A 22,718-nucleotide genomic window follows, 5' to 3' on the forward strand; every position below is an offset into this window, starting at 1 on the left:
GCGCAGCGCGCTTGAAAAGATGGCACGGCGGAAAGGCGTCAATTCGTCTCGGCTAGACCGAGGAATGCGACGCCGGCAGCGCTTTCCTTCGCCTTGGTCTTGATGCCAGCGATGGAGGTGCTGACGCGATTGATATTGTCGATCACCAGTCCCTCCGGCAGCTGCAGGATACCGATCGAGCAGCGCATCAGCGGGAACTCGGCCTCGGCGCCGCTGCGGTCGTGGCCGCGAATGCGGCCTGCGGCACGATCCTCGGCCGAGTAAAGATCGAGAACATCGTCATGGAAATCGGCAAGCAGCCGGTCCAGAACTTCGCGCAGCTCCTGCATGCTCCAGCCGGTGACACCGATGAAGAAATCGTCGCCGCCGACATGACCGAGGAAATGGCGCTCAGCAAAGAAATAGCGGCGCATCAATGCGGCGAACAGCGAAATGGCATGGTCGCCGAGATGGAAACCATAGGCATCGTTGAACGGCTTGAAATTATCGAAGTCGCAATAGCAGAAATGCCTGACTTCATCACCATCGCGGCCGGTGCTCTGCATGAAATCATGGATCGCCCTGTTGCCGGGAAGGCCGGTCAGGGGGTTCTGGTCTTGGGCAATCTTCAGCTGCTTTTCGTTGATGACCTTGATGAGAGAAGCAGCAGAGACGATGCCCGCATAATGCGTGCCTTCGGTGACGATCAGGCAATCGCTGCTTTCCATGTTGGCGAAGATCGTCATCAGCGTATCGGCATCGGAATCGAGGCCGACGATCGGCGCCATTTCGACGAAATGCGAGATCGATCGCTTATAGACCTTGTTCTTCAAAAGGTCGCGGCCGAAGGGCTGATAGATATATTCCTTCAGCTGGTATTCGTGGATGATCCCACGCGGCTCGTCATTGGCATTCACGACCGGGAAATAAGCTCGGCGCGGATTGCGGCGGAAGAGCTCGAAGACGCTGTCGATGCTGTCGCTCTCGCGGATGGTCGGGAGCACTTCAATCTGCTTGCGGATAAGGATTTCATCGAGCGACTGGCTGTTGCGCGCCGTTTTGCCGAGATCCTGCAAATGCGGAAAGCTCGGCTTCAACTCGTTGACCAGTACGGTCGGGCGGGCAATGAACCAGCCCTGGACGAGATCGACGCCGAATTCGCGGCAGGTCAGGAATTCCGCCTCGGTCTCTATGCCTTCGGCGATGACGCGAGTACCGAGAACATGGGCGATGTTGACGAGATTTCGAAGGATATGGCGCTTGCGGGCGCTGCGATCGATATCGACGATGAAATGCCGGTCGATCTTGAGATAGTCGACCGGATAATCGGACAGCAGTTTCATTTCACCGTGACCGACGCCGAAGTCGTCGATGGCGAGCTTGAAACCGGCATCGCGCATCTTGGCAACCAGCGCCGAAAACTCCGGCACGACGGTATTGTCGAAACGTTCGGAGAATTCGAAGCAAACGGAGGAAGGGGCGATGCCAGCCTTTCTCATATGCTGCAGCAGGCCATCGACCAAGGCGGCGCCCTGCGGGATCAACCGGACATCTAAGTTGAGGAAAAGCGTAGCGGCAACCATATTGGGGAGAGTGGCAAACTTCGCAAGCGCGCGGCTGCTGACCATCTGCTCGAGCCCAAGAAGCTGGCCGCTGCGCTCGGCCTCGTCGAGGATATCGACCGGGCTGTCGAAACCGATACGCTCCTGGCCGCGTATGAGGGATTCATAGCCGAAAACCGCGCCCGTGCCGGCCTCCACGATCGGCTGAAATGCGTTTTCGATGACGAGTTTGGCGAGAGTAACGATCTGATCGCTGGCGTATCGGCGCAAGACGCCCGGTTCGGCTGCGGCAGTCAGGGACATGCCCATCTCCACTTGCGGATTCTAATCTAATTTATTTGAGTAAAACTTTGGGTTTACCGCGTTTTCAACGGAGGATGCGTCATAAAGCGTCAACGAAACCTTTCCCCTATGTGAAAGTTTCATGAATGGTAAAGCAATGTTAACCATTCGTCGGAGCACAGACCCGGCATACGGCAGCCGAGAGGCTGCCATGATGAGTGGGGTTCAGTGCTGATTGCTCGAGTGCCGCTCCGCCTCGTAGTCGGCAAACATATCGGCGACGCAGCGACCGCCCTTTGCCGTCTCCCCGCCATCGTTGGCGGCATGAGGCACATCGCAAATGTCGCCGCGCCTGCGGGCTGCATCCCACATGCGCAAGGCTTCCCGCACGACTTCGCTGCTCGAGGCATAAGTGCCGGTATCGACCGCTGCCCGGATGCCCGCGGCCTGAAGCGGAGAGATGGAAACCGTTACCATCGGCATGATATTCCTCCCTTGACGTTATCTAGCGGAAATTTGTCTGGAAGCATGTTCCGCGGCTTTGACCAGTTTCTTCACGCATGTCTGTCGACACACGCACTTTCGGATGAAGATACTGTCGTTACATCAACGCAACGCCGTTCTGCCCGACATGGCAGAGGCGCTAAGAGTAACGCCGCTCACGCTCCTTGTCAAAAAGTAGCAGTCCGTTACCCCTTTCGGGGGGTGCGCTACCGCCTAAGCACAAGGCCGAAGGCCACCAGCGTCCATCCTTGGAAAATCAGGTCAAAGGCCAGGAAAAGGCCGAGAATCCAGAGGCTGTTGACCGGCCAGCCAACTGCAATGGCAATGCCGGCCGCGGCGGTTGCAAGGCCGCTGATGACAATCCAGACCCAACCACGCTCCGGCTTCAGCTTGCGACCGACCCAGACGCGAAACGTGCCGGCGATGAGCAGTGCGATGGCGAGGAACAGGGTCAATGCCTCGGAGGCCAACAGCGGATTGACGAAGGCGAGGATACCGGCAACCGTATAGAGCAGGCCGCTCAACACCCAGAACAAAATGTGCTCCCAGCCCCTTACCTGAAAGGCATGGGCCAGATGCACGATGCCGCCGATCAGCATCAGCATGCCGACATAATAGACCGATGCCACCGTGGCGATGAACAGATTGCCAAGGGCGATGCCGCCGCAGATCAGCAGCAATATGCCAAGTCCGACAAACCAACCCCATTTGTCGCGCATCGCGGATGGGGGAACTTCATCAAGAATATCGACCATGACTGCACCTCCTCCTCTTCGGAATTATGGCACAGAAATGCTTTGCGGAAAGAGGTTGCGGATTTTTCCTAAAGGAGGGCTGGCCACGTGATTTTTTTATTGATTGATCAGTCAATCAAAAATACACTCGGCTCCAGCCTTGGGGATTGATGTATGCCGAAAGTCGGAATGGAACCGGTGCGCCGAAAGGCGCTGGTGGATGCTGCAATGCGCGTGATCGGCGATCACGGTTCGCTGACCGTCACCATGTCCGAGATCGCCAAGCAGGCCGGCGTTTCCCCTGCCCTTGCGCATCATTATTTCGGCAGCAAGGAACAGCTGCTGATCGAAACCGTCCGCGTGCATCTACAGCGGCTGCGCGACAGCGTCGTGACGGCGCTTCGGGCCGCCACGACACCTCGCGAAAAGCTTTCCGCCGTCATCCGCGTCAGTTTCCAGGCCGATCAGTTCGCGCCGGAGACGATCGCTGCCTGGCTCGCCTTCTATGCCGAGGCGCAGCGCTCAGAGGAGACGCGGCGCTTTCTCGTCATCTATGCGAGACGGCTGCGCTCCAACCTACTTGCCAATCTCAAGGCTCTATGTCCGGAGGAAGACGCAGAACGCATCGCCGAAGGCGCTGCCGCGATGATCGACGGCCTTTATATCCGTCAAAGTCTGAGATCAGCGCCGATCAGCATCAAGGCTTCGATCGCGCTTACGGAAGATTACATCAATTCACTGCTTGCGCCGCTTTCCAGAGAGGCCGCCGTTCAAAGGACTGAAACATGACCCTCAAAGCCCAGCCCACCGCCTCGCATTTCATCGACGGGGAATATGTCGAGGACACCGACGGCACTCTTATCGAAAGCATCTATCCGGCGACCGGCGAAGTCGTCGCCCGCCTGCACGCGGCAACGCCTGCCATCGTCGAAAAGGCGATCGCGGCCGCCAAGCGGGCGCAGCCCGAATGGGCCGCCATGAGCCCGACGGCGCGCGGCCGCATCCTGAAGCGAGCGGCCGAGATCATGCGCGAACGCAACCGCGAGCTTTCCGAACTGGAGACGCTGGATACGGGCAAGCCAATCCAGGAAACCATTGTCGCCGACCCCACTTCAGGCGCCGACAGCTTCGAATTCTTCGGCGGCATCGCGGCGGCAGGTCTCAACGGCTCCTATATCCCGCTCGGCGGCGATTTCGCCTATACCAAGCGCGTGCCGCTCGGCGTCTGCGTCGGCATCGGCGCATGGAACTACCCGCAGCAGATTGCCTGCTGGAAAGGCGCGCCGGCACTGGTCGCCGGCAACTCCATGGTGTTCAAGCCTTCGGAAAATACGCCGCTCGGCGCGCTGAAGATTGCCGAGATCCTCATCGAGGCCGGTCTGCCGAAGGGCCTCTACAATGTCATCCAGGGCGACCGCGAAACCGGGCCTCTGCTCATCAACCATCCCGACGTAGCGAAGGTATCGCTGACGGGCTCGGTGCCGACCGGCCGCAAGGTCGCGGCTTCGGCCGCCGGCAATCTCAAGCATGTCACCATGGAGCTCGGCGGCAAGTCGCCGCTGATCGTTTTCGAGGATGCCGATATCGACAGCGCCATCGGCGGCGCGATGCTCGGCAACTTCTATTCGACCGGCCAGGTCTGCTCCAACGGCACCCGCGTTTTCGTCAACCGCAAGATCAAGTCTGAATTCCTGAAGCGCCTGAAGGCCCGCACAGACGCCATGCTGATCGGCGACCCGATGGACGAGGCAACGCAGATCGGCCCGATGGTTTCCTGGGCGCAGCGCGAAAAGGTCCTTTCTTACATCGAAAAGGGCAAGGCCGAGGGCGCGACGCTTTTGACCGGTGGCGGCATCCCGAACAATGTCTCCGGCGAAGGTTATTACATCCAGCCGACCGTTTTTGCCGACGTCACTGACGACATGACGATCGCCCGCGAGGAGATTTTCGGACCGGTTATGTGCGTTCTCGATTTCGATGACGAGGCCGAGGTGATCGCCCGCGCCAATGCCACCGAATTCGGCCTCTCCGGCGGCGTCTTCACAGCCGATCTCACCCGCGCCCACCGCGTGGTCGACCAGCTCGAGGCCGGCACGCTCTGGATCAACACCTACAATCTCTGCCCGGTCGAAATTCCCTTCGGCGGCTCCAAGCAATCCGGCTTCGGCCGCGAGAATTCGCTGGCGGCGCTTGAGCACTATTCGGAATTGAAGACCGTCTATGTCGGCATGGGGCCGGTACAGGCACCTTATTGATCCACCTCCCCTTGAGGGGGAGGTCGCCGCTCAGCGGCGGGTGGGGTGACCAGCCGCCGCGCGTGTATCAGCAATCACCCCACCCCGGCCTGCGGCCGACCCTCCCCCTCAAGGGGAGGGTGTTGACTGCCTCGGTTTACGCCTGTTGCCATCTGGAGCACATCGTCATGCAAGCAGATTTCGTCATCGTCGGCTCGGGTTCGGCCGGTTCCGCCATGGCTTACCGCCTGTCGGAAGACGGCAAGCATTCCGTTATCGTTCTGGAGTTTGGTGGCAGCGACTTCGGCCCCTTTATCCAGATGCCGGCCGCCCTTGCCTGGCCAATGAGCATGGATCGCTACAATTGGGGCTATCTCTCCGAGCCGGAACCGCGGCTCAACAACCGCCGCATCACCGCCCCGCGCGGCAAGGTGATCGGCGGGTCCTCCTCGATCAACGGCATGGTCTATGTGCGCGGTCATGCGGAGGATTTCAACCGCTGGGAAGAACTCGGCGCCCAAGGCTGGGCCTATGCCGACGTGCTGCCCTACTTCAAGCGGATGGAGCATTCGCATGGCGGCGAAGAGGGTTGGCGCGGTACGGACGGCCCGCTGCACGTGCGCCGGGGCGATGCGCGTAATCCGCTCTTTCACGCTTTCATCGAGGCGGGCAAGCAGGCGGGCTTCGAGGCGACGGAGGATTATAATGGCAGCAAGCAGGAAGGCTTCGGCCTGATGGAGCAGACGACCTGGATGGGCCGGCGCTGGTCTGCGGCGACAGCCTATCTTAAGCCTGCCCTGAAGCGGCCGAATGTGACTCTCGTCCGCTGCTTTGCCCGCAAGGTCGTCATCGAAAACGGCCGCGCGACCGGCGTCGAAATCGAGCGCAATGGCAAGATCGAGGTGATCCGTGCGAACCGCGAGGTGATCGTCTCCGCCTCCTCGTTCAACTCTCCGAAGCTGCTGATGCTGTCAGGCATCGGACCTGGGCAACATCTGCGCGACATGGGGATCGAGGTGAAGGCCGATCGGCCGGGCGTCGGCGCCAACCTGCAGGACCATATGGAATTCTATTTCCAGCAGACGAGCCTGAAGCCGGTGTCGCTCTATTCCTGGCTGCCCTGGTACATGCAGGGGATCGCCGGCGCGCAATGGCTATTCTTCAAGAAGGGGCTCGGCACCTCGAACCAGTTCGAAGCCTGCGCCTTCCTGCGCTCGGCACCTGGCGTCAAGCAACCGGATATCCAGTATCACTTCCTGCCCGTCGCCATCAGCTATGACGGCAAGGCGGCGGCCAAGAGCCACGGCTTCCAGGTGCATGTCGGCTACAACCTATCGAAATCACGCGGCAACGTGACGCTGCGCTCGTCCGACCCGAAGGCCGATCCGGTGATCCGCTTCAACTATATGAGCCATCCGGAAGACTGGGAGAAATTCCGCCACTGCGTTCGCCTCACCCGCGAGATCTTCGGGCAGAAGGCCTTCGACGAGTACCGGGGCACGGAAATTCAGCCAGGGGCGAATATTCAGACCGACGACCAGATCGATGCCTTCCTGCGCGAGCACCTGGAAAGCGCCTATCACCCCTGCGGCACCTGCAAGATGGGCTCGAAGGACGATCCGATGGCGGTGGTCGATCCCGATACCCGCGTCATCGGCCTCGACGGCCTGCGCGTCGCCGACAGCTCGATCTTTCCGCATGTGACCTACGGCAATCTGAACGGACCTTCGATCATGACCGGCGAAAAGGCGGCCGACCATATCCTCGGCAAGCCGAAGCTGGCGCGTTCGAACCAGGAGCCTTGGATCAATCCGCGGTGGGAGACGAGCGATCGGTAGGTGTCGCGTGGGGCTATTTGCGGGATATACGGAAATACGTCTTTTCCAGCCCTTAGAGCACAGAACCAGTCAGTGCGAGACTGAGCCCGACAATCCGAGAGCCAATGTCATATCGTTGATGATCCCTAGGCGGGCCTCCAACACTGCAATTTCCTCGGGGGTAGTGGAACCAGACGTCTCGATGTCGATGAACAGTTGCTCGCAGCCACCCGGTATGACAGTGCCAAACATCTGGCCCGGTTCGTCGCTGATATTTCGCCAACTGTGTTGCACAAGCGGTGGCAGAACGACAACGGTACCCGGAGGCGCATCGAACTCGTCGTCACCACATTGGATTCGATAGAGACCACGGATTACGCGAAAGATTTCAGTCTCGCGGGTGTGCGTGTGAGGGGCCGGACCATGACCCGGCGGGGTGAAGGTTTCCCACATCCCGAATGCGCCCCCGGTCTCGGCGGCCGTGGCATGGATAACAATCTTGGCGCCAAAAGGCGTCCTTGCTATGCGCTCACTGCCGGGCAAAGAGACAATTGCATTCCGGAAAGTCGACATGGTCACCTCCTCATCGGCTGCAATCCCTACATATCACATCGCCGAAAGGCGGTTAATCTCGGTGATGCGAGGTGCGTTTCTTTCGTGATGAGGGCCCCTTTGCATTGCAATTGCGATACATTCCGTTCGATCGCTCGAAACGGTCAACACGTGGATTAAGCCTTGGCCGCACAAGGAAATTCTGCAAGAAAGATCGATATCGCAATTCTCCCCACGAGGTGAGCGGCCCGGAAAAATGCCTCCAAAGGGCAGCGGGCCAGCATAACGGTCACACGTCCCATGCCCCCCATCTACCGCAAGTCCAAGCTGCTCCGCCGTTCCCGCGTTTTCTGGGGATCTTTCAATCTCTGGCGGCCACGTCTGGTGTTCTGGACGGGCGCTCTGGCGATCGGCGTCATCAGCGTCGGCTTCGCCAAGCTCGCCGATCTGGCGCAGCGGGCTTTTACCGGCGTGACGCAATCGGGCGAGTGGATGTGGCTGCTGCCGCTCCTGCTGACGCCGCTCGGTTTCGTGTTGTCGGCTTATCTTGCAGCGACGCTGTTTCCCAATTCGCAAGGAAGCGGCATTCCGCAGGCGATCGCCGCACGGCATCTGCATCATGAAGAGGATCGAACGAAGCTGCTCTCGCTCAGGCTCGCCTTCGGCAAGATCGTGCTGACCATATTGGGGCTCTTAAGCGGTGCCTCGATCGGCCGCGAGGGGCCGACAGTGCAGGTCGGCGCGTCCTTCATGCTGGCGGTTGCCCGCTTCGGCGGGATGGCGCAGGCGAAGGGGCTGATCCTCGCGGGCTCTGCTGCCGGCATCGCGGCCGCCTTCAATACGCCGCTTGCGGGTATCGTTTTCGCTATCGAGGAAATGAGCCGCACCTATGAATCACGCGCCAATGGCCTTGTGCTGACCGCGGTCATTCTTTCCGGCCTCGCCGCACTCGGCCTTTCCGGCAGCTACAATTATTTCGGCACGGCCGATGCGGCGCCGACGATGTTTCGAGACTGGATCGTCATGCTGATCTGCGGTGTCGGCGGCGGTGCGCTCGGCGCCACCTTCAGCGGATTGGCGCTCTATGCCGGCATCCGCATCCGCCGCTGGGCGCAACCGCAGCCGTTGAAACGCATGCTGATCCTGGCCGGCCTCTGCGGTCTTGTCGTTGCCGCTGTCGGCGTGCTCTCCGGCGGCCAAACCTTCGGCACCGGTTACGAGCAAGCCCGCGGCGCGGTGGAAGGACATGCCCTGCCCCCGCTCTTCTTTGTCGAGAAGCTACTGGCAAGCTTCCTGTCGATGATATCGGCCATTCCCGGCGGCATTTTCGCGCCTTCGCTTGCCGTCGGCGCCGGCTTCGGCAGCACGGTCGGCACGCTGATCGGCGGCAGCATTGCTCTTGCGGCGATCCTCGGGATGGCCGGCTATTTCGCTGGTGTGGTTCAGGCACCTATGACCGCCTTCGTCATCATCCTCGAAATGACCGGCGACCATCAGGCCGTCATCCCGATCATGGCTGTATCGATGATCGGCTATGTTACCTCGCGGTTGCTGTCGCGCGAGCCCTTATATCATGGCCTATCCCGCGTCTTCATCGCAGCGGCGATCCGCGCCCGGCGCGCCATGGACAAGGAAGGCGGCGAGGAACACGCCGCCCATTGATTGTCGAAGCGCTGCGAGCCCGCAGGGAAGACCCGTGAGTTCCCTTGGACTCTGATCAGTCAGGCCATCAGCCTGGCAACTTCCGCATCCTCCGGCTGAGCGATGGCATCGGCGATGGTCGTCGAGAACAATACCTTGCGGGTCGCGTCCGCCACTCGGGCGAAGACGTGGCGGATTTCGCAGGTCTGCTCGCCGTCGCAATCGTCGCAGCGACGATAGGCTGTCAGTGACAGACAGGGCAGCGGCGCCAGCGGTCCGTCGATGACCCGCAGGATTTCGCCAAAGGTGATTTCATCCGCCGGCTTGCGCAGGAGATAGCCGCCCTGCTTGCCGCGGCGGCTGATGACGATGCCCTGATGCTTCAGGTCGAGAAGGATCTGTTCGAGGAATTTCTTCGGGATCTTCTGTTGGGCAGCGATGTCGGAAATCATCATCGGCTCACCCGCCTCGGATTGGGCCAAGGCAGATAGCGCCCGCAGCGCATATTTTGCTTTCTGAGTAATCATTTCGAACCGCTTCACACACACATGCGATACGTCCGGTCGAGCGATTCGGCCGGTACGTTGTAGAACTCCTCAGCCCTCGTCCCCGGGGCAATTTCGAAGCACTCACACCCTTGGCGCACGGCCAGGAAACGTTAGCAACCCAGACTTGTTATCATTCTTCGTCGCTATGCCCATGGTTTAGCACGAAATCCGCCGCAGCGCATCATTTCGGGCATCACTTCGGATTTCCATTTGACAAGCTATGTGTAACTCTACTATTTCTATAGACATTAAAGCAAGCACTTAAACATGGCCAGCCATATCAAGTGCTTTCGAAGGCCCGCTTCCGGGGGCAAATCGCCTTGGTTAACAGCCGAGGCGGTCGCTTTTTCTTATGGGCACTGCTTCATGGAGATATTTACCCTCCATCTGCATCCTTTCGAAATCTATTTTTCTGTCCGCTGCCGTTACGAACTGCGATACTCCCGGCAACATCAGGACAGGATCCCCATGACTGCCATTACCCTTATTGAAGATGCCGCGACGCTCAACAGCCAGCTTGCATCGCTCGACCTTGCCGGCCGTCTGTCTCTCGTGGCCGGTCTCGGTGGCCGCGCCGTATTCACGACGTCGCTCGGGATCGAAGATCAGGTGATCACGGCGGAGATAGGCAATCATCGCCTGCCGATCGAGGTGGCGACCCTACAGACCGGCCGCCTCTTCCCGGAAACGCTCGCTCTGATCGACGAGACGGAAAGCCAATACGATATCCACATCGTTCGTTACGAGCCGGAGCAGACCGATATCGACGCCTATGCTGCAAAATACGGTCTGAACGGTTTCTATGAGAGCGTCGAAGCCAGGCATGCCTGTTGTGGCGTGCGCAAGCTGAAGCCTCTTGCGCGCGCACTCTCCGGTGCCACCATCTGGATCACCGGCCTGCGCCGCGGCCAGTCCGCCAACCGCGCCGATACGCCCTTTGCCGAATTCGATCCCGAGCGCAACCTGATCAAGATCAACCCGCTTGCCGATTGGGATATCGATGTGATCCGCGCTTACGTCGCCGACAACGGCGTGCCGGTAAACCCGCTGCATGCACGAGGCTATCCCTCGATCGGCTGTGAGCCCTGCACCCGCGCCATCAAGCCCGGCGAGCCCGAGCGCGCCGGCCGCTGGTGGTGGGAGAACGACGAAAAGCGCGAATGCGGTCTGCATGTCCACGAAGAAGGTGCTGCCTCAGCAGCACAATAAAGCACCCGCTGGCTCCCGGCATCGATTCGAAGCGCGTTTCCTACGCCGCTGTTCAACCGGGAACCAACGCATCCATTCTTTCCGGCCAAGTTTCGGTCGGGACATTTGAAAGTTCTGGAGTGATAAATGCCTGATAGCCGTCCGGATACGGAAATCTCCCATCCGCAAAGCGCCAAGCCACCGCTCGATCCACATCTGAAGGCGCTGGAAAACGAGGCGATCCATATCTTCCGCGAGGTTGCGGCCGAGTTCGAGCGTCCTGTCATGCTCTATTCGATCGGCAAGGATTCGTCGGTGCTGCTGCATCTGGCGCGCAAGGCCTTCTATCCCGGCCGCGTGCCTTTCCCGCTCCTGCACGTGAATACCGGCTGGAAATTCGCGGAGATGATCACCTTCCGCGACGAGATCGTGAAGAAGTATGATCTCGACCTAATCGAGCACATCAATCCGCGTGGCAAGGCGGAGAACATCACGCCCTTCACCTATGGATCGGCGCGCTACACCGATATCATGAAGACGGAAGCGCTGCGTCATGCGCTCGATGCCGGCCAGTTCGACGCGGCTTTCGGCGGTGCGCGCCGCGACGAGGAAGCCTCGCGCGCCAAGGAACGCATCTATTCCTTCCGCACACCGGATCATCGCTGGGATCCGCGTAACCAGCGCCCGGAACTCTGGAACATCTATAACGGCCAGATCCGCAAGGGCGAAAGCGTTCGCGTCTTCCCGCTTTCCAACTGGACCGAAGTGGATATCTGGCGCTACATCCAGGCCGAGGAAATTCCGATCGTGCCGCTCTATTTCGCGGCGAAGCGCCCAATCGTCGAGCGCGACGGCATGATGATCATGGCCGCCGATCCGCGGCTCGAGCTGCTGCCGGGCGAGACCAAGCGCGAGGAACTCATCCGTTTCCGCACGCTCGGCTGCTTCCCGCTGACGGGAGCCATCCGCTCCACCGCCACGACCCTTGAAGAGATCATTGCAGAGCTGGAAATCGCCACGGTTTCCGAACGTCAGGGCCGCGCCATCGATCGCGACCAGTCCGGCTCCATGGAAAAGAAGAAGCGCGAAGGATATTTCTGAGATGACCGTCAACGCAAACGTCGTCACAATTCCCGCTGTCGGGCCTGCTGCCGAAACGGCCAAGGCTCTCCGCGATTCGCGCCCGCTTCGCCTGATTACCTGCGGCAGCGTCGATGACGGCAAGTCGACGCTGATCGGCCGTCTCCTATGGGATACCAAGGCGGTCAAGGAAGACCAGGCTGCCACGCTTCAGCGCGATTCCACCGGCAAGCAGAACGATCTCGGCCTGCCCGACTTTGCACTGCTGCTCGACGGTCTGCAGGCAGAGCGCGAACAGGGCATCACCATCGATGTCGCCTATCGCTATTTCTCGACCGACAAGCGCTCCTTTATCGTCGCCGACACGCCCGGCCATGAGCAGTACACCCGCAACATGGCAACCGGTGCCTCCACCGCCGATCTTGCCGTGCTGTTGGTCGATGCGCGCATGGGCATCCTCGAGCAGACCCGCCGTCATGCAACGATCGCGTCGCTGCTCGGCATCAAGCAGTTCGTGCTCGCCGTCAACAAGATTGACCTGACGAACTACGACCGCGCCGGCTTCGAGAAGATCTCCAACGACTTCCGCGAATTCGCCCTGTCGCTCGGCGTCAAGCAGATCACCGCCATTCCGATGTCGGCGCTGAAGGGTGAAAACGTCGTCTATTCCGGCCAGGCTGCCATGCCGTGGTACACCGGCCCGACGCTGGTCGAAACGCTGGAACTGGCGACCGTTCGCTCCGCCCAGACGGTCGGCTTCCGTCTTTCGGTACAGCGCGTCTCCCGCCCGGGTGAGAGCTTCCGCGGCTATCAGGGCACCGTTGCCGGCGGTTCGGTGAAGCCTGGTGACAGCGTCATGATTCTGCCGTCGGGCATGGTCGCCAATGTCTCGAAGATCGTCACCTTCGATCTCGTGCGCAACGCGGCGGTCGCCGGCGATGCGATCACGCTCGTTCTCGACCGCCAGGTCGACGTATCGCGTGGTGACATGATCGTCGCCATCGACAGCCAGCCGCAGACCGGCCTCTCCTTCGACGCGCAGATCGTCGCGCTGCAGCCTGAGGGCATCGAGCCTGGCAAGCGCTACTGGCTGAAGAGCGGCAGCCGCCGCCAGCGCGTGCAGGTGCAGCCGATCGCCCAGCTTGAGCTGAAGACCGGCGCATGGGCTCCGGCGCAAGCGCTATGGATGAACGCGATCGGCAAGGTCCGCCTGACCTTTGATGAGAGCGCCATCTTCGATCCCTATGAGCAGAACCGCTCGACCGGCTCCTTCATCCTGATCGATCCGGAAAGCAACAACACGGTTGCGGGCGGCATGATCACCGGCAAGCGTTCCGATGTCGGCGGCATTCACAAGGATGGCCAGCGCGTTCTCCTGTCCCTGCCCGCCGATCTCGCCGAGCAGATCATGGCAAGCGAGCTCTTCGCCAGCCGCCGCGATGAAACGGATGTGCGCCGCGTCACCGCCGCACAGGCCGCGGAAATCTGGGCGAACGCGGCAAGCGACATCTGATCGCTATCATATGTAATGACAGAAGGCGGCGGGCTCGGCTCCGCCGCCTTGTCATTTGTAGGGCTGCTCACCCAATCACCCCAATCAGCCGTGGAGCAATCGCTCAAAGCGTGAGATCACTGCAATATCTCGCCGAAAGCCGCCACCAGGCGGTCACACTCCTCATCCGTTCCAATCGTGATGCGCAGAAAGTCGTCGATACGCTCGGCGGAAAACCGTCTTACCAGAATGTTCCTGCTCCGAAGCTCTGCCGCCAGTTCCACACCCGGCCTGCTCGGATGCCGCGCGAAGAGAAAATTGGCGGATGACGGCAGAACGTGAAAGCCCAGCTCCCCGAGTTTGGCAGCCAGCCGTTCCCGGCTGGCGATGATCATGGCGCGATGGCGTTCGAACCAGTCCCGATCCTTCCAGGCCGCGACGGCACCTGCCTGCGCGAGCCGATCGAGAGGATAGGAATTGAAACTATCCTTGACCCTTTCCAGTGCCTCGATCAGCGGTCTCTGCCCAACAGCGAAACCGACACGCAGGCCGGCGAGCCCGCGCGACTTCGACAGGGTCTGGATTACCAAGAGGTTCGGATATGTCCGGACAAGTGGAACCGCGCTTTCGCCGCCGAAATCGACATAGGCTTCGTCGATGACGACGACCTGATCGGGATGATCCCTAAGAAGAGTTTCAATATCAGCCAGAGGCAGGCCGATGCCTGTCGGCGCATTGGGATTGGGCAGAATGATTGCACCGCAGGGCTGGCGATAATCCTCGAGGCGGACCCGCATTTCGGCATCAACCGGAACTTGCCGGTACGCCACGCCGAAGAGGCGGCAATAGGTCGGATAGAAGCTGTAGCTGATGTCGGGGAAAAGCAAGGGCTCATCATGGTTCAACAGCGCCTGGAACGTGTGGGCCAAAACCTCGTCCGATCCATTGCCGACGAAGACCTCGTCCTTGTCGAGCCCGAAACTCTCGGCGATTGTAACACGCAACTCGCGCGCCGTCGGATCCGGATAGAGCCGCAGTGTATCGGATGCAGCCTTCGAGATCGCCTCTAGGGCAAGCGGCGAAGGACCGTAAGGGCTCTCATTGGTGTTGAGCTTGATTATTCCGCCCGTGGCCGGCTGCTCGCCGGCGACATAGGGGATCAAGGAATGAACAATAGGGCTCCAGAAGCGGCTCATCGTGATTTCCAAAGTTAGCGATTGCAGACCGATCGTGCGGCAAGTCTGCATATGAGCAAACACCGTCGCAAACTCGAGCTCCCGCGACAACTGCCTCCCGAGCGATTCTGAAATTATCTCGCTCGGCAGGCAAGCGGACCTCAAGCCGATACGATGATCTGTCTCTCAGGCAGCGGTCGTCGCCGGCAAAACATCACAGCTCTTTGCAAACAACCGCTCGCTCAGAAAATCGACGAAAACCCGAACCTTGGGCGACATATGGCGATTGGACGGCCAGAGCAGATGGAAATGGCCGGGTTCGTCAATGAAATCGTCTAGAACGGTTCTGAGCGTTCCTTCGGCAAGCGTACTGCGCACGAGGAAATCCGGCATGCAGCCGATGCCGAGGCCGGCAACGGTCGCGCCGCGCACCGCCTCCATATTGTTGCAGGAGAAGGCCGTTCGCATCCTTAGATCCGGCTCGCCTTCCGGCGTGGTCAGCGGCCAATCCTGCAGCTTGCCGCTGTTGGGAAAGCGAAATCTGACGGCCAGATGCTCGTTGAGATCGCGCGGGCAACCGGGAGTACCGAAGCGTTCGAGATAGCCGGGCGCGCCGCAGAGCAACATTTGAAACGGCCGCAAGGTGCGCGATATCAGCCGCGAATCCGGCAGGTCGCCGCTTCGGATCGCAACATCGACGCCCTCCTCGATCATATCGACGATACGGTCGTTGAAATCGATGTCGAGTTCGACCTCGGGATAGCGGGCCACGAATTCCGGCACGACAGGCAAGAGGAAGTGGTAGCTGACGATCGGCACACTAACGCGCAACCGCCCGCGTGGCACGGCAACCGCCTGCGCAAGCGAGGCCTGCGCATCCTCGAGATCGTCGAGCACCCGCCGGCAGCGTTCATGAAAGAGACGCCCCTCCTCGGTCAACCGGATGCTGCGCGTGGAACGCTGCAGCAGCCGGACGCCAAGCTGATGCTCCAGATTGCTGACCGCCTTGCCGACGGCGGATGCCGAAAGGCCGAGCACGCGTCCAGCAGCGGCAAAGCTGCCGAGATCCGCGGTGCGAACAAAGGCCGTCAGGCCGCTCAAACGATCCATGGGCGCATTCCATTCGAGAGTTTTATTCCGGTATATATGGAAAACTAGCGCAATTATCATCCAATTACAGCAAATATATCCTGCTTGAGTCATTTGAAGCGCGCGAGCACCGGCCTTTGGCCAGCACCACTCCCAGGATTGCCCGCCACTTCCCCTTTGCTCAAACCTCATGGTAATCTGATGACTTCTCCCCAGACAAAGGTCGCAAGTCCGACCGAGAAATTCTTCGTCCTCGTCGCCGTCTGCTGCGCCGCAGCGGCGATGCCGCTGACATTCACCGGCCCCGCTGTTGCCTTGCCGGCCATCAGCCGCACGCTCGGCGGCAGCCCAATCGCGCTCAACTGGGTCACCAATGCCTTCATGCTGACCTTCGGCAGCTGCCTGATGGCATCCGGCGCGCTGGCAGACAGCTTTGGCCGGCGGCGTATCTTCCTGGCTGGCGTCGGCTGCTTCGCGCTCTTCTCAGCCGGCTTAGCGCTAGCCGGCAACATCGTCTGGTTTGATATATTGAGGGCACTGCAGGGCCTTGGCGCAGCCGCCGCTTTTTCCGGAGGCATGGCCTCGCTGGCGCAGGAGTTCGACGGCACGGCGCGGATGCGTGCTTTCAGCATCGTCGGCTCCAGCTTCGGCGTCGGTCTCGCCTTCGGGCCGATCGCATCCGGCCTGATGATCGATGCCTTTGGCTGGCCGTCCATCTTCATTCTCGTGGTCGCCCTGGCGTTGCTCGCACTTGGCCTCGGCGCCTGCTTCCTGCGCGAATCCAAAGATCCCGACGCGGCGGGGCTGGATTGGCCGGGCGCACTGAGCTTCACGCTTGCCTTGACGCTCTTCACCTATGGCGTGCTGCGTGCGCCGGAAACTGGCTGGAGCGATCCGCTCGTCCTCGCCCTGCTGACCGGCGCAGCACTGTTCTTCCTTGCCTTCGGCATCATTGAGCGCGTTGCGAAACGGCCCATGCTGGATCTCAGCCTCTTTCGCTATCCGCGTTTCGTCGGCGTGCAGCTTCTGGCGGCAGCACCCGCCTATGCCTTCGTCGTTTTGCTGATCCTGCTGCCCGTGCGCTTCGTCGGCATCGAGGGCATGAGCGAGATCGGTGCCGGGCGGATGATGGTTGCGCTTTCGGCGCCGCTGCTCGTCCTGCCGATCGTTGCAGGACTTCTCACCCGCTGGTTCAGCCCCGCAACGATCTGCGGCACCGGCCTCGTCATCTCGGCGGCAGGCCTTTTCTGGCTCAGCCATTTTGCAGCAGGCTCGGCTCCATTTGGCCTCATCGGCCCGCTGTTGACGATCGGCGTCGGCATCAGCCTGCCCTGGGGCTTGATGGATGGGCTCGCCGTCAGCGTTGTTCCCAAGGAGCGAGCCGGCATGGCAACCGGCATTTTCAGCACTACCCGCGTCGCCGGCGAAGGGGTCGCGCTTGCCATCGTCAGCGCCGTTCTCTCCGCCTTTATCCAGTCGAATCTCGGTGAACATGCCGCTATGGCTGCACAGCAGCTCGTAACCGGCAACCTGGCCGCAGCAGCATCGAATGTGCCCGCGATCGGGCACGACGCTCTTATCCAGAGCTATGGCGACGCCTTCAGCACGCTGCTCTGGCTACTAACCGGCATCACTGTCCTGACAGCCGTCGTCGTCTTTTCTTTCCTCGGCCGATCGTCAGCAAGTGCTGTAGCAGAAGATGCCGAGCAACCGGGAGAGGAAGAGGATACTATACGCGTATCGAACGCTTAAGTAATGTTGGCAGCTGACCGGAAAATTACTCGGTCAGCCCGCCCCGACCCGGCATAACAAGAAGGCCGATCGAAGGCCGAAAAACCTGCCACGCTGCAACAGAATGTTTCGAGGCCACATAAAATGTGCGCGCCAGATCCATCTACGAACGCTCCCCTGGGCAGCGCCCGGCTAGCGTTTATATCCACCGCTGCTATATCATATCCGCATGATATCAGACCGGTTTTTGAAGATTATTGCCTGGACCTATATAGCGGCGCTCGTTGGCGTGACGCTCGCACATTTCAATTGGCAGGGCACATTCGGCAATCCGTTCGACATTTTTCGCGCCGTCGCACTCTGTATCGCAGGCATGCTTGCACGCCTCGCTTATCCGCAATCCCCATCCTTCACCTGCCTTTTGATGATCGGTAGCGTATTGGCGCTTTCCGTTTCGCATCTCCTGGCGAACGGGAATTTTGGTTCGACGCTAGACATTATCGTTGGCATGACCAGCGGGCTTTGGGGAATTATGATCGGCTCGATGCTGAGCAAGCTCCTCATCCCGGCTTCGAAGCGACCCGCCTGATATCAACCCGCACAGGAAGAGCAACATCGATCGCACGGACATGCCTTCTTGGCCGTGGCCTCATTTGCGTTGGTGGGCAATTGTGCTCGATATCCGGACGGCGACAATATTTCCAAACAATAATAAACGAGCAAACGGGTTATTGTACATCAAAGTGACTATTGCGCAGCAAATATTATGCTTCGCTTAGCATCTTTATTTGCCAATGTTGCTTTCCTGCAACTGAAACTTAAATTTCACGAAAAAGTCATTCCGAGAAAAATATATCATATAACTTTCTAGGAATTGGTCTCTAATAAGGACCAGAAGCGGGTGGGGCCCGTTTCTCCCGAGTCGGGGTTTTAAACAGGGATAGGGTAAGGGCACGTCGATTTTCGGCGCGATAGCCTATGCCCAATCTATATTGGATTGGAGTTTTTATGAACATCAAGAGCCTTCTTCTCGGCTCCGCTGCTGCTCTGGCAGCAGTTTCTGGCGCTCACGCAGCCGACGCTATCGTTGCTGCCGAGCCGGAACCGCTCGAATACGTCCGCATCTGCGACGCATATGGCGCTGGCTACTTCTTCATCCCGGGCTCGGAAACCTGCCTCAAGATCGGCGGTTATGTCCGTACCGAAGGCAAGTGGTACGATGCCTACAACCCAGACAGCCACAATGGCACTCTCTGGCATACCCGTGCTCATCTGAGCCTCGACACTGCGACCGACACTGAATACGGTCCGCTGAAGACCAACACGGTCATCCGCTTCGACTGGCAGGATGGCGGCGCGACCACCACGAAGCTGCTGTTCGCAAACATCAGCCTCGGCGGTTTCCTGGTCGGTAAGGCTGACTCCCAGTACAACTCGTACATCGGTTATGCCGGCGGCGTCATCAACGACGACGTGGTCAATGACGGCCCGTACGAACTCAACCAGTTGACCTACAACTACGACGCCGGCAACGGCTTCACGGCTGTGGTCTCGGTTGAAGACAGCAACTCCGGTTCGGGCGCCAAGGGCGCTAACGGCGAAGACAGCACCAACCACTACCTGCCTGACGTCGTTGCCGGCGCTGGCTACAAGGCTGGCAACTTCGGCTTCAAGATCGTCGGTGGTTATGACTCCATCGTCGAAGAAGGCGCCATCAAGGCTCGCGTCGATGCCGACTTCGGCGTCTTCAAGGCCTTCTTGATGGGCGGCTGGAACACCGATGGCGACAAGCTGAACAAGTACGCAAACTCCAACGGCGCCGGCCCTGCCAAGGGTATCGGTTGGGGCGACTGGGCCGTTTGGGGCGGCGTCACCGTTCCGATCAACGAAAAGCTGCAGGCTAACGCTCAGGTTGCCTACACCGACTCGAAGATCTTCGCAGCGACGGCAAACGTCAAGTGGAACCCGGTCAAGAACCTCCAGATCACGCCGGAAGTTTCCTACACCAACTGGGACTCCATCAATCAGGACCAGTGGGCTGGCGTTCTTCGCTTCCAGCGCAGCTTCTAATAGCTCGTTTACGAGATCTGATCTGACTTGACCCCTGATCGGATGGGGATCGGCCTGACTTCCAGCGAAGTCGGGCCGATCCTTCCGAGCCAGGGGTTCGTTATTTCTCTCGGGCAGGCCTAGGGATTAACTTACCGAGGGCCTCGGCAAGAAGGGTGCGGGAGCGGGCAGGCAGGCATTTCGTTCCCAAATGAAGGCGTCATGACGCTGCGCTCTCAATTCTCATTCTCCCTCATCGACATCAGGCATTTTTTATCGTAGAGACGACCCATGTCTTTGACCTTCGCATATGCCTCGCGATTTTATTCGTACCGCTGCTCTCAGCGGAGGCGGGCCTGTGCGTAGTTAGAAGAGACACGACAGCAAAGACCCGAACCAGCCGCTAGTCTACCTGGCGGCTTTTTTGTCGCCACGGTATGACCCCAAAAGGAACCGATACCGTGTTGAATTCCACCGACGACTTGCGCATTGTCGAGATCACGGCGCTGACGCCGCCCTCTCGGATCATTGACGAAATCCCTCGCGACGAAGCCGTGACGGCGACCGTTACCGGCGCGCGCAACGCCGTTCACAACATTCTGCGTGACGAAGACGACCGGCTGATCGTCGTCATCGGCCCCTGCTCCATCCACGATCCGGCCGCAGCACTCGATTACGCCGCGCGACTGAAAGAACAGCGGGATCGCTTCGCCGACGATCTCGAAATCATCATGCGCGTCTATTTTGAGAAACCGCGCACGACGGTGGGCTGGAAGGGCCTGATCAACGACCCGCATCTCGACGGCAGCTACCGCATCGAGGAAGGTCTGCGCATTGCCCGCAAGCTGCTGTTTGATGTCAACGAGATCGGCTTGCCGGCAGGCTGCGAATATCTCGATACGATCACGCCGCAATATATTTCCGATCTGGTAAGCTGGGGGGCGATCGGCGCGAGGACGACGGAGAGCCAGGTGCATCGTCAGCTGGCATCCGGCCTCTCCTGCCCCGTTGGTTTCAAGAATGGCACGAATGGCGACGTGCGCATCGCGCTCGACGCGATCGTCGCCGCATCACAGCCGCATCACTTCCCCGCCGTGACCAAGGAAGGTCTTGCTGCGATCGCCTCGACCCGTGGCAATGAAGATTGTCACATCATCCTGCGCGGCGGCAAAGAGCCCAACTATGATGCAGCCAGCGTGCAGTCGACGGCGGAACAGTCTCTCAAAGTGGGTCTTGAGCCACGCATCATCATCGATGCCAGCCATGCCAACAGCAGCAAGAACCCCGAAAATCAGCCGCTCGTCGTCACCTCAGTCGCCGAGCAGGTTGCAGCCGGCGACCGACGGATCAAGGGCATGATGATGGAGAGCAATCTCGTTGCGGGTCGCCAGGATCTCGTGCCGGGCAAGCCGCTGGTCTATGGCCAGAGCATCACCGATGGCTGCATCGACTGGCCGACCTCGGTCCGCACGCTGAAAGATCTGGCAAAGGCCGTTCAGGCGCGGCGCCAGGCACGCTAACGCCGTCTCTCATTCGGGAGACAGGTTCAGGCTAAATGCGTCGGTAGTGCGCGAGGCTGAGATAGTTTTTTCTAGGCCCGCGCACACGCCACATCTCCGCCCAAGCATCCGGCGAGCGAAAGAACAGACGGCCCCGATAGAGATCGGGACCGCAATGATGGGTGACGCGCTGCGAGGCACTGTCTCCGATGCGAATGAATTCCGAAAGATTGGGGAAACGCACGACGAGATGCTTGTACGCGTCATCGAGCCGATAGGTGCGGCTACTTCTGAGCGTTGCGTGATCGCTTCGCGTATCACCGTGCTCCTCGAACTGGACAGGCGTGACGAACGCCTGCCCTTCGAATGTGAGCAGGGAGCCGTTGAAGCGATCGAGGATTCGCCGCCTCACCTCCCATGTGCCGAGATAGAGGTTCAGCCGGTCGGTACCGGCCGATCCTTTCATCATGAGGCCGCGCGCTGTGCTGCGTCGGCCTGCCGGCGGGGCAGTTTCCAGCCGGGCCGGACAAAATGGCAGGTATAGCCGTTCGGATAGCGCTCCAGATAATCCTGGTGCTCCGGCTCTGCCTGCCAGAAATCGCCGACGGGGGCAACCTCGGTGACGACCTTGCCGGGCCACAGGCCGGAGGCGTCGACATCGGCGATGGTATCCAGCGCGACCTGCTTCTGCTCTTCGCTGGTGTAGAAGATCGCCGAGCGATAGCTCAAGCCGACATCGTTGCCCTGGCGGTTGCGCGTGGAGGGATCATGGATCTGGAAGAAGAACTCCAGCAGATCGCGATAGCTGATCTTCTGCGGATCGAAAATGATTTCGATCGCCTCGGCATGGGTGCCATGGTTGCGATAGGTGGCGTTGCGGACATCGCCGCCGCTGTAGCCGACGCGCGTCGAGATGACGCCGTTGTAACGGCGGATGAGATCCTGCATACCCCAGAAGCAACCGCCGGCGAGAACTGCACGTTCCGTTGTCATCTTACATCCTCCACTTGATCGATGTAGTCACCATAGCCTTCTGCCTCCATGCGGTCACGCGGCACGAAGCGGAGCGAGGCGGAATTGATGCAATAGCGCAGGCCGCCGCGATCGATCGGCCCATCCGGGAAGACATGGCCCAGATGGCTATCGCCATTGGCCGAGCGTACTTCGACGCGGATCATGCCATGCGACTTGTCGGTCAATTCGCTGACATTGGCGGGTTCGATCGGTTTGGTAAAGCTCGGCCAGCCGCAGCCGGAATCGAACTTGTCGGCCGAGGCAAAAAGGGGCTCGCCGGAGACAATATCGACATAGATACCGGACTGCTTGTTGTAGAGATATTCACCGGAGCCAGGACGTTCCGTGCCGCTCTGCTGCGTCACGCGATACTGCTCAGGAGTGAGCTTGGCGATGGCTTCCGCCGTCTTGCTGTATTTGCCCATCGTTGTTCTCCTTGCCCTTGGCACGTCTTCCGAGCTTGGCCTGACGCCCTCAATGAGGACTGGAGAAGGCCGGAATAAGCTCGATCAGCGCTGAGGGAGTGGTTGCAGAGCCAATATAGGCAT

General features: G+C 59.9%; 21 protein-coding genes. 11 read left to right on the top strand and 10 right to left on the bottom strand.

What is annotated here, in order from left to right:
* Positions 1–38: 38 nt before the first annotated feature.
* From AC13QE_RS10735 to AC13QE_RS10745, 3 genes are all read right to left on the bottom strand, one after another.
* Positions 39–1,844, bottom strand: a complete 1,806-nt coding sequence (locus AC13QE_RS10735; protein ID WP_132716068.1) for an EAL domain-containing protein — start codon at positions 1,842–1,844, stop codon at positions 39–41.
* A gap of 204 nt (positions 1,845–2,048) precedes the next feature.
* Positions 2,049–2,306: a ribbon-helix-helix domain-containing protein gene (locus tag AC13QE_RS10740; protein ID WP_488483628.1), complete on the bottom strand. Its 258-nt coding sequence runs from the start codon at positions 2,304–2,306 to the stop codon at positions 2,049–2,051.
* 227 nt (positions 2,307–2,533) lie between these two features.
* The gene (locus AC13QE_RS10745) at positions 2,534–3,082 is read right to left on the bottom strand and encodes an HdeD family acid-resistance protein (protein ID WP_488483629.1); all 549 of its coding nucleotides are present in this window, start codon (positions 3,080–3,082) and stop codon (positions 2,534–2,536) included.
* Between the two features lie 153 nt (positions 3,083–3,235).
* Between AC13QE_RS10745 and betI the strand changes: the two genes are divergently transcribed.
* The 3 genes from betI (at position 3,236) to betA (ending at position 7,133) form a co-directional block, all read left to right on the top strand.
* Positions 3,236–3,850 (top strand): transcriptional regulator BetI, encoded by a 615-nt coding sequence (gene betI / locus AC13QE_RS10750; protein ID WP_015339127.1) that lies wholly within the window; start codon positions 3,236–3,238, stop codon positions 3,848–3,850.
* Positions 3,847–5,316: a betaine-aldehyde dehydrogenase gene (gene betB / locus AC13QE_RS10755; RefSeq protein ID WP_488483630.1), complete on the top strand. Its 1,470-nt coding sequence runs from the start codon at positions 3,847–3,849 to the stop codon at positions 5,314–5,316. Before betI ends, betB begins: the two co-directional genes overlap by 4 nt.
* Positions 5,317–5,483: 167 nt before the next feature.
* Positions 5,484–7,133 (top strand): choline dehydrogenase, encoded by a 1,650-nt coding sequence (gene betA, locus AC13QE_RS10760; RefSeq protein WP_488483631.1) that lies wholly within the window; start codon positions 5,484–5,486, stop codon positions 7,131–7,133.
* Positions 7,134–7,202: 69 nt separating this feature from the next.
* Here the strand turns inward: betA and AC13QE_RS10765 are convergent, their stop codons facing one another.
* Positions 7,203–7,685, bottom strand: a complete 483-nt coding sequence (locus tag AC13QE_RS10765) for a cupin domain-containing protein (protein WP_488483632.1) — start codon at positions 7,683–7,685, stop codon at positions 7,203–7,205.
* Positions 7,686–7,964: 279 nt separating this feature from the next.
* On the opposite strand from AC13QE_RS10765, the gene AC13QE_RS10770 reads away from it, so the two are divergent.
* Positions 7,965–9,326, top strand: coding sequence for a chloride channel protein (locus tag AC13QE_RS10770; RefSeq protein ID WP_488483633.1), 1,362 nt, complete (start codon positions 7,965–7,967; stop codon positions 9,324–9,326).
* A 59-nt stretch (positions 9,327–9,385) separates the two neighbouring features.
* Here AC13QE_RS10770 and AC13QE_RS10775 read toward each other — a convergent pair whose 3' ends face one another.
* Positions 9,386–9,832, bottom strand: coding sequence for an RrF2 family transcriptional regulator (locus AC13QE_RS10775; RefSeq protein ID WP_152093573.1), 447 nt, complete (start codon positions 9,830–9,832; stop codon positions 9,386–9,388).
* A 489-nt stretch (positions 9,833–10,321) separates the two neighbouring features.
* On the opposite strand from AC13QE_RS10775, the gene AC13QE_RS10780 reads away from it, so the two are divergent.
* The 3 genes from AC13QE_RS10780 to cysN all read left to right on the top strand — a co-directional run bounded on the left by AC13QE_RS10780 (position 10,322) and on the right by cysN (position 13,634).
* Positions 10,322–11,062, top strand: coding sequence for a phosphoadenylyl-sulfate reductase (locus AC13QE_RS10780; protein ID WP_488483634.1), 741 nt, complete (start codon positions 10,322–10,324; stop codon positions 11,060–11,062).
* A 126-nt stretch (positions 11,063–11,188) separates the two neighbouring features.
* A complete protein-coding gene (cysD, locus tag AC13QE_RS10785) occupies positions 11,189–12,142 on the top strand; it encodes a sulfate adenylyltransferase subunit CysD (protein WP_132716059.1) in 954 nt (317 codons plus the stop codon).
* 1 nt (position 12,143) lies between these two features.
* Positions 12,144–13,634 (top strand): sulfate adenylyltransferase subunit CysN, encoded by a 1,491-nt coding sequence (gene cysN, locus AC13QE_RS10790; RefSeq protein ID WP_488483635.1) that lies wholly within the window; start codon positions 12,144–12,146, stop codon positions 13,632–13,634.
* Positions 13,635–13,750: 116 nt separating this feature from the next.
* Here cysN and hisC read toward each other — a convergent pair whose 3' ends face one another.
* Entirely contained in the window at positions 13,751–14,809 is a 1,059-nt protein-coding gene (hisC, locus tag AC13QE_RS10795; protein ID WP_488483636.1) for a histidinol-phosphate transaminase, read from the bottom strand.
* 165 nt (positions 14,810–14,974) lie between these two features.
* Positions 14,975–15,898: a LysR family transcriptional regulator gene (locus tag AC13QE_RS10800; RefSeq protein WP_488483637.1), complete on the bottom strand. Its 924-nt coding sequence runs from the start codon at positions 15,896–15,898 to the stop codon at positions 14,975–14,977.
* A gap of 180 nt (positions 15,899–16,078) precedes the next feature.
* On the opposite strand from AC13QE_RS10800, the gene AC13QE_RS10805 reads away from it, so the two are divergent.
* The 4 genes from AC13QE_RS10805 to AC13QE_RS10820 all read left to right on the top strand — a co-directional run bounded on the left by AC13QE_RS10805 (position 16,079) and on the right by AC13QE_RS10820 (position 21,177).
* Positions 16,079–17,629 (top strand): MFS transporter, encoded by a 1,551-nt coding sequence (locus tag AC13QE_RS10805; protein ID WP_488483638.1) that lies wholly within the window; start codon positions 16,079–16,081, stop codon positions 17,627–17,629.
* A gap of 226 nt (positions 17,630–17,855) precedes the next feature.
* Positions 17,856–18,197, top strand: a complete 342-nt coding sequence (locus AC13QE_RS10810; RefSeq protein ID WP_488483639.1) for a hypothetical protein — start codon at positions 17,856–17,858, stop codon at positions 18,195–18,197.
* Positions 18,198–18,616: 419 nt separating this feature from the next.
* The gene (locus AC13QE_RS10815; RefSeq protein ID WP_132716053.1) at positions 18,617–19,678 is read left to right on the top strand and encodes a porin; all 1,062 of its coding nucleotides are present in this window, start codon (positions 18,617–18,619) and stop codon (positions 19,676–19,678) included.
* A 416-nt stretch (positions 19,679–20,094) separates the two neighbouring features.
* On the top strand, positions 20,095–21,177 hold the full coding sequence (locus AC13QE_RS10820; protein ID WP_488483640.1) for a 3-deoxy-7-phosphoheptulonate synthase: 1,083 nt from the start codon (positions 20,095–20,097) through the stop codon (positions 21,175–21,177).
* Between the two features lie 31 nt (positions 21,178–21,208).
* Here the strand turns inward: AC13QE_RS10820 and AC13QE_RS10825 are convergent, their stop codons facing one another.
* The 3 genes from AC13QE_RS10825 to msrB are packed head-to-tail and all read right to left on the bottom strand — an operon-like array spanning position 21,209 to position 22,595.
* Complete coding sequence (locus AC13QE_RS10825; RefSeq protein ID WP_488483641.1) at positions 21,209–21,625, bottom strand: DUF6314 family protein; 417 nt, start codon at positions 21,623–21,625, stop codon at positions 21,209–21,211.
* Positions 21,622–22,149, bottom strand: a complete 528-nt coding sequence (gene msrA / locus AC13QE_RS10830) for a peptide-methionine (S)-S-oxide reductase MsrA (protein ID WP_112335537.1) — start codon at positions 22,147–22,149, stop codon at positions 21,622–21,624. The genes AC13QE_RS10825 and msrA overlap by 4 nt, the downstream gene beginning before the upstream one ends.
* A complete protein-coding gene (gene msrB / locus AC13QE_RS10835; RefSeq protein ID WP_488483642.1) occupies positions 22,146–22,595 on the bottom strand; it encodes a peptide-methionine (R)-S-oxide reductase MsrB in 450 nt (149 codons plus the stop codon). Before msrB ends, msrA begins: the two co-directional genes overlap by 4 nt.
* Between the last annotated feature and the right edge of the window lie 123 nt (positions 22,596–22,718).

This window comes from Martinezella sp. CNPSo 3957 (assembly GCF_057784395.1).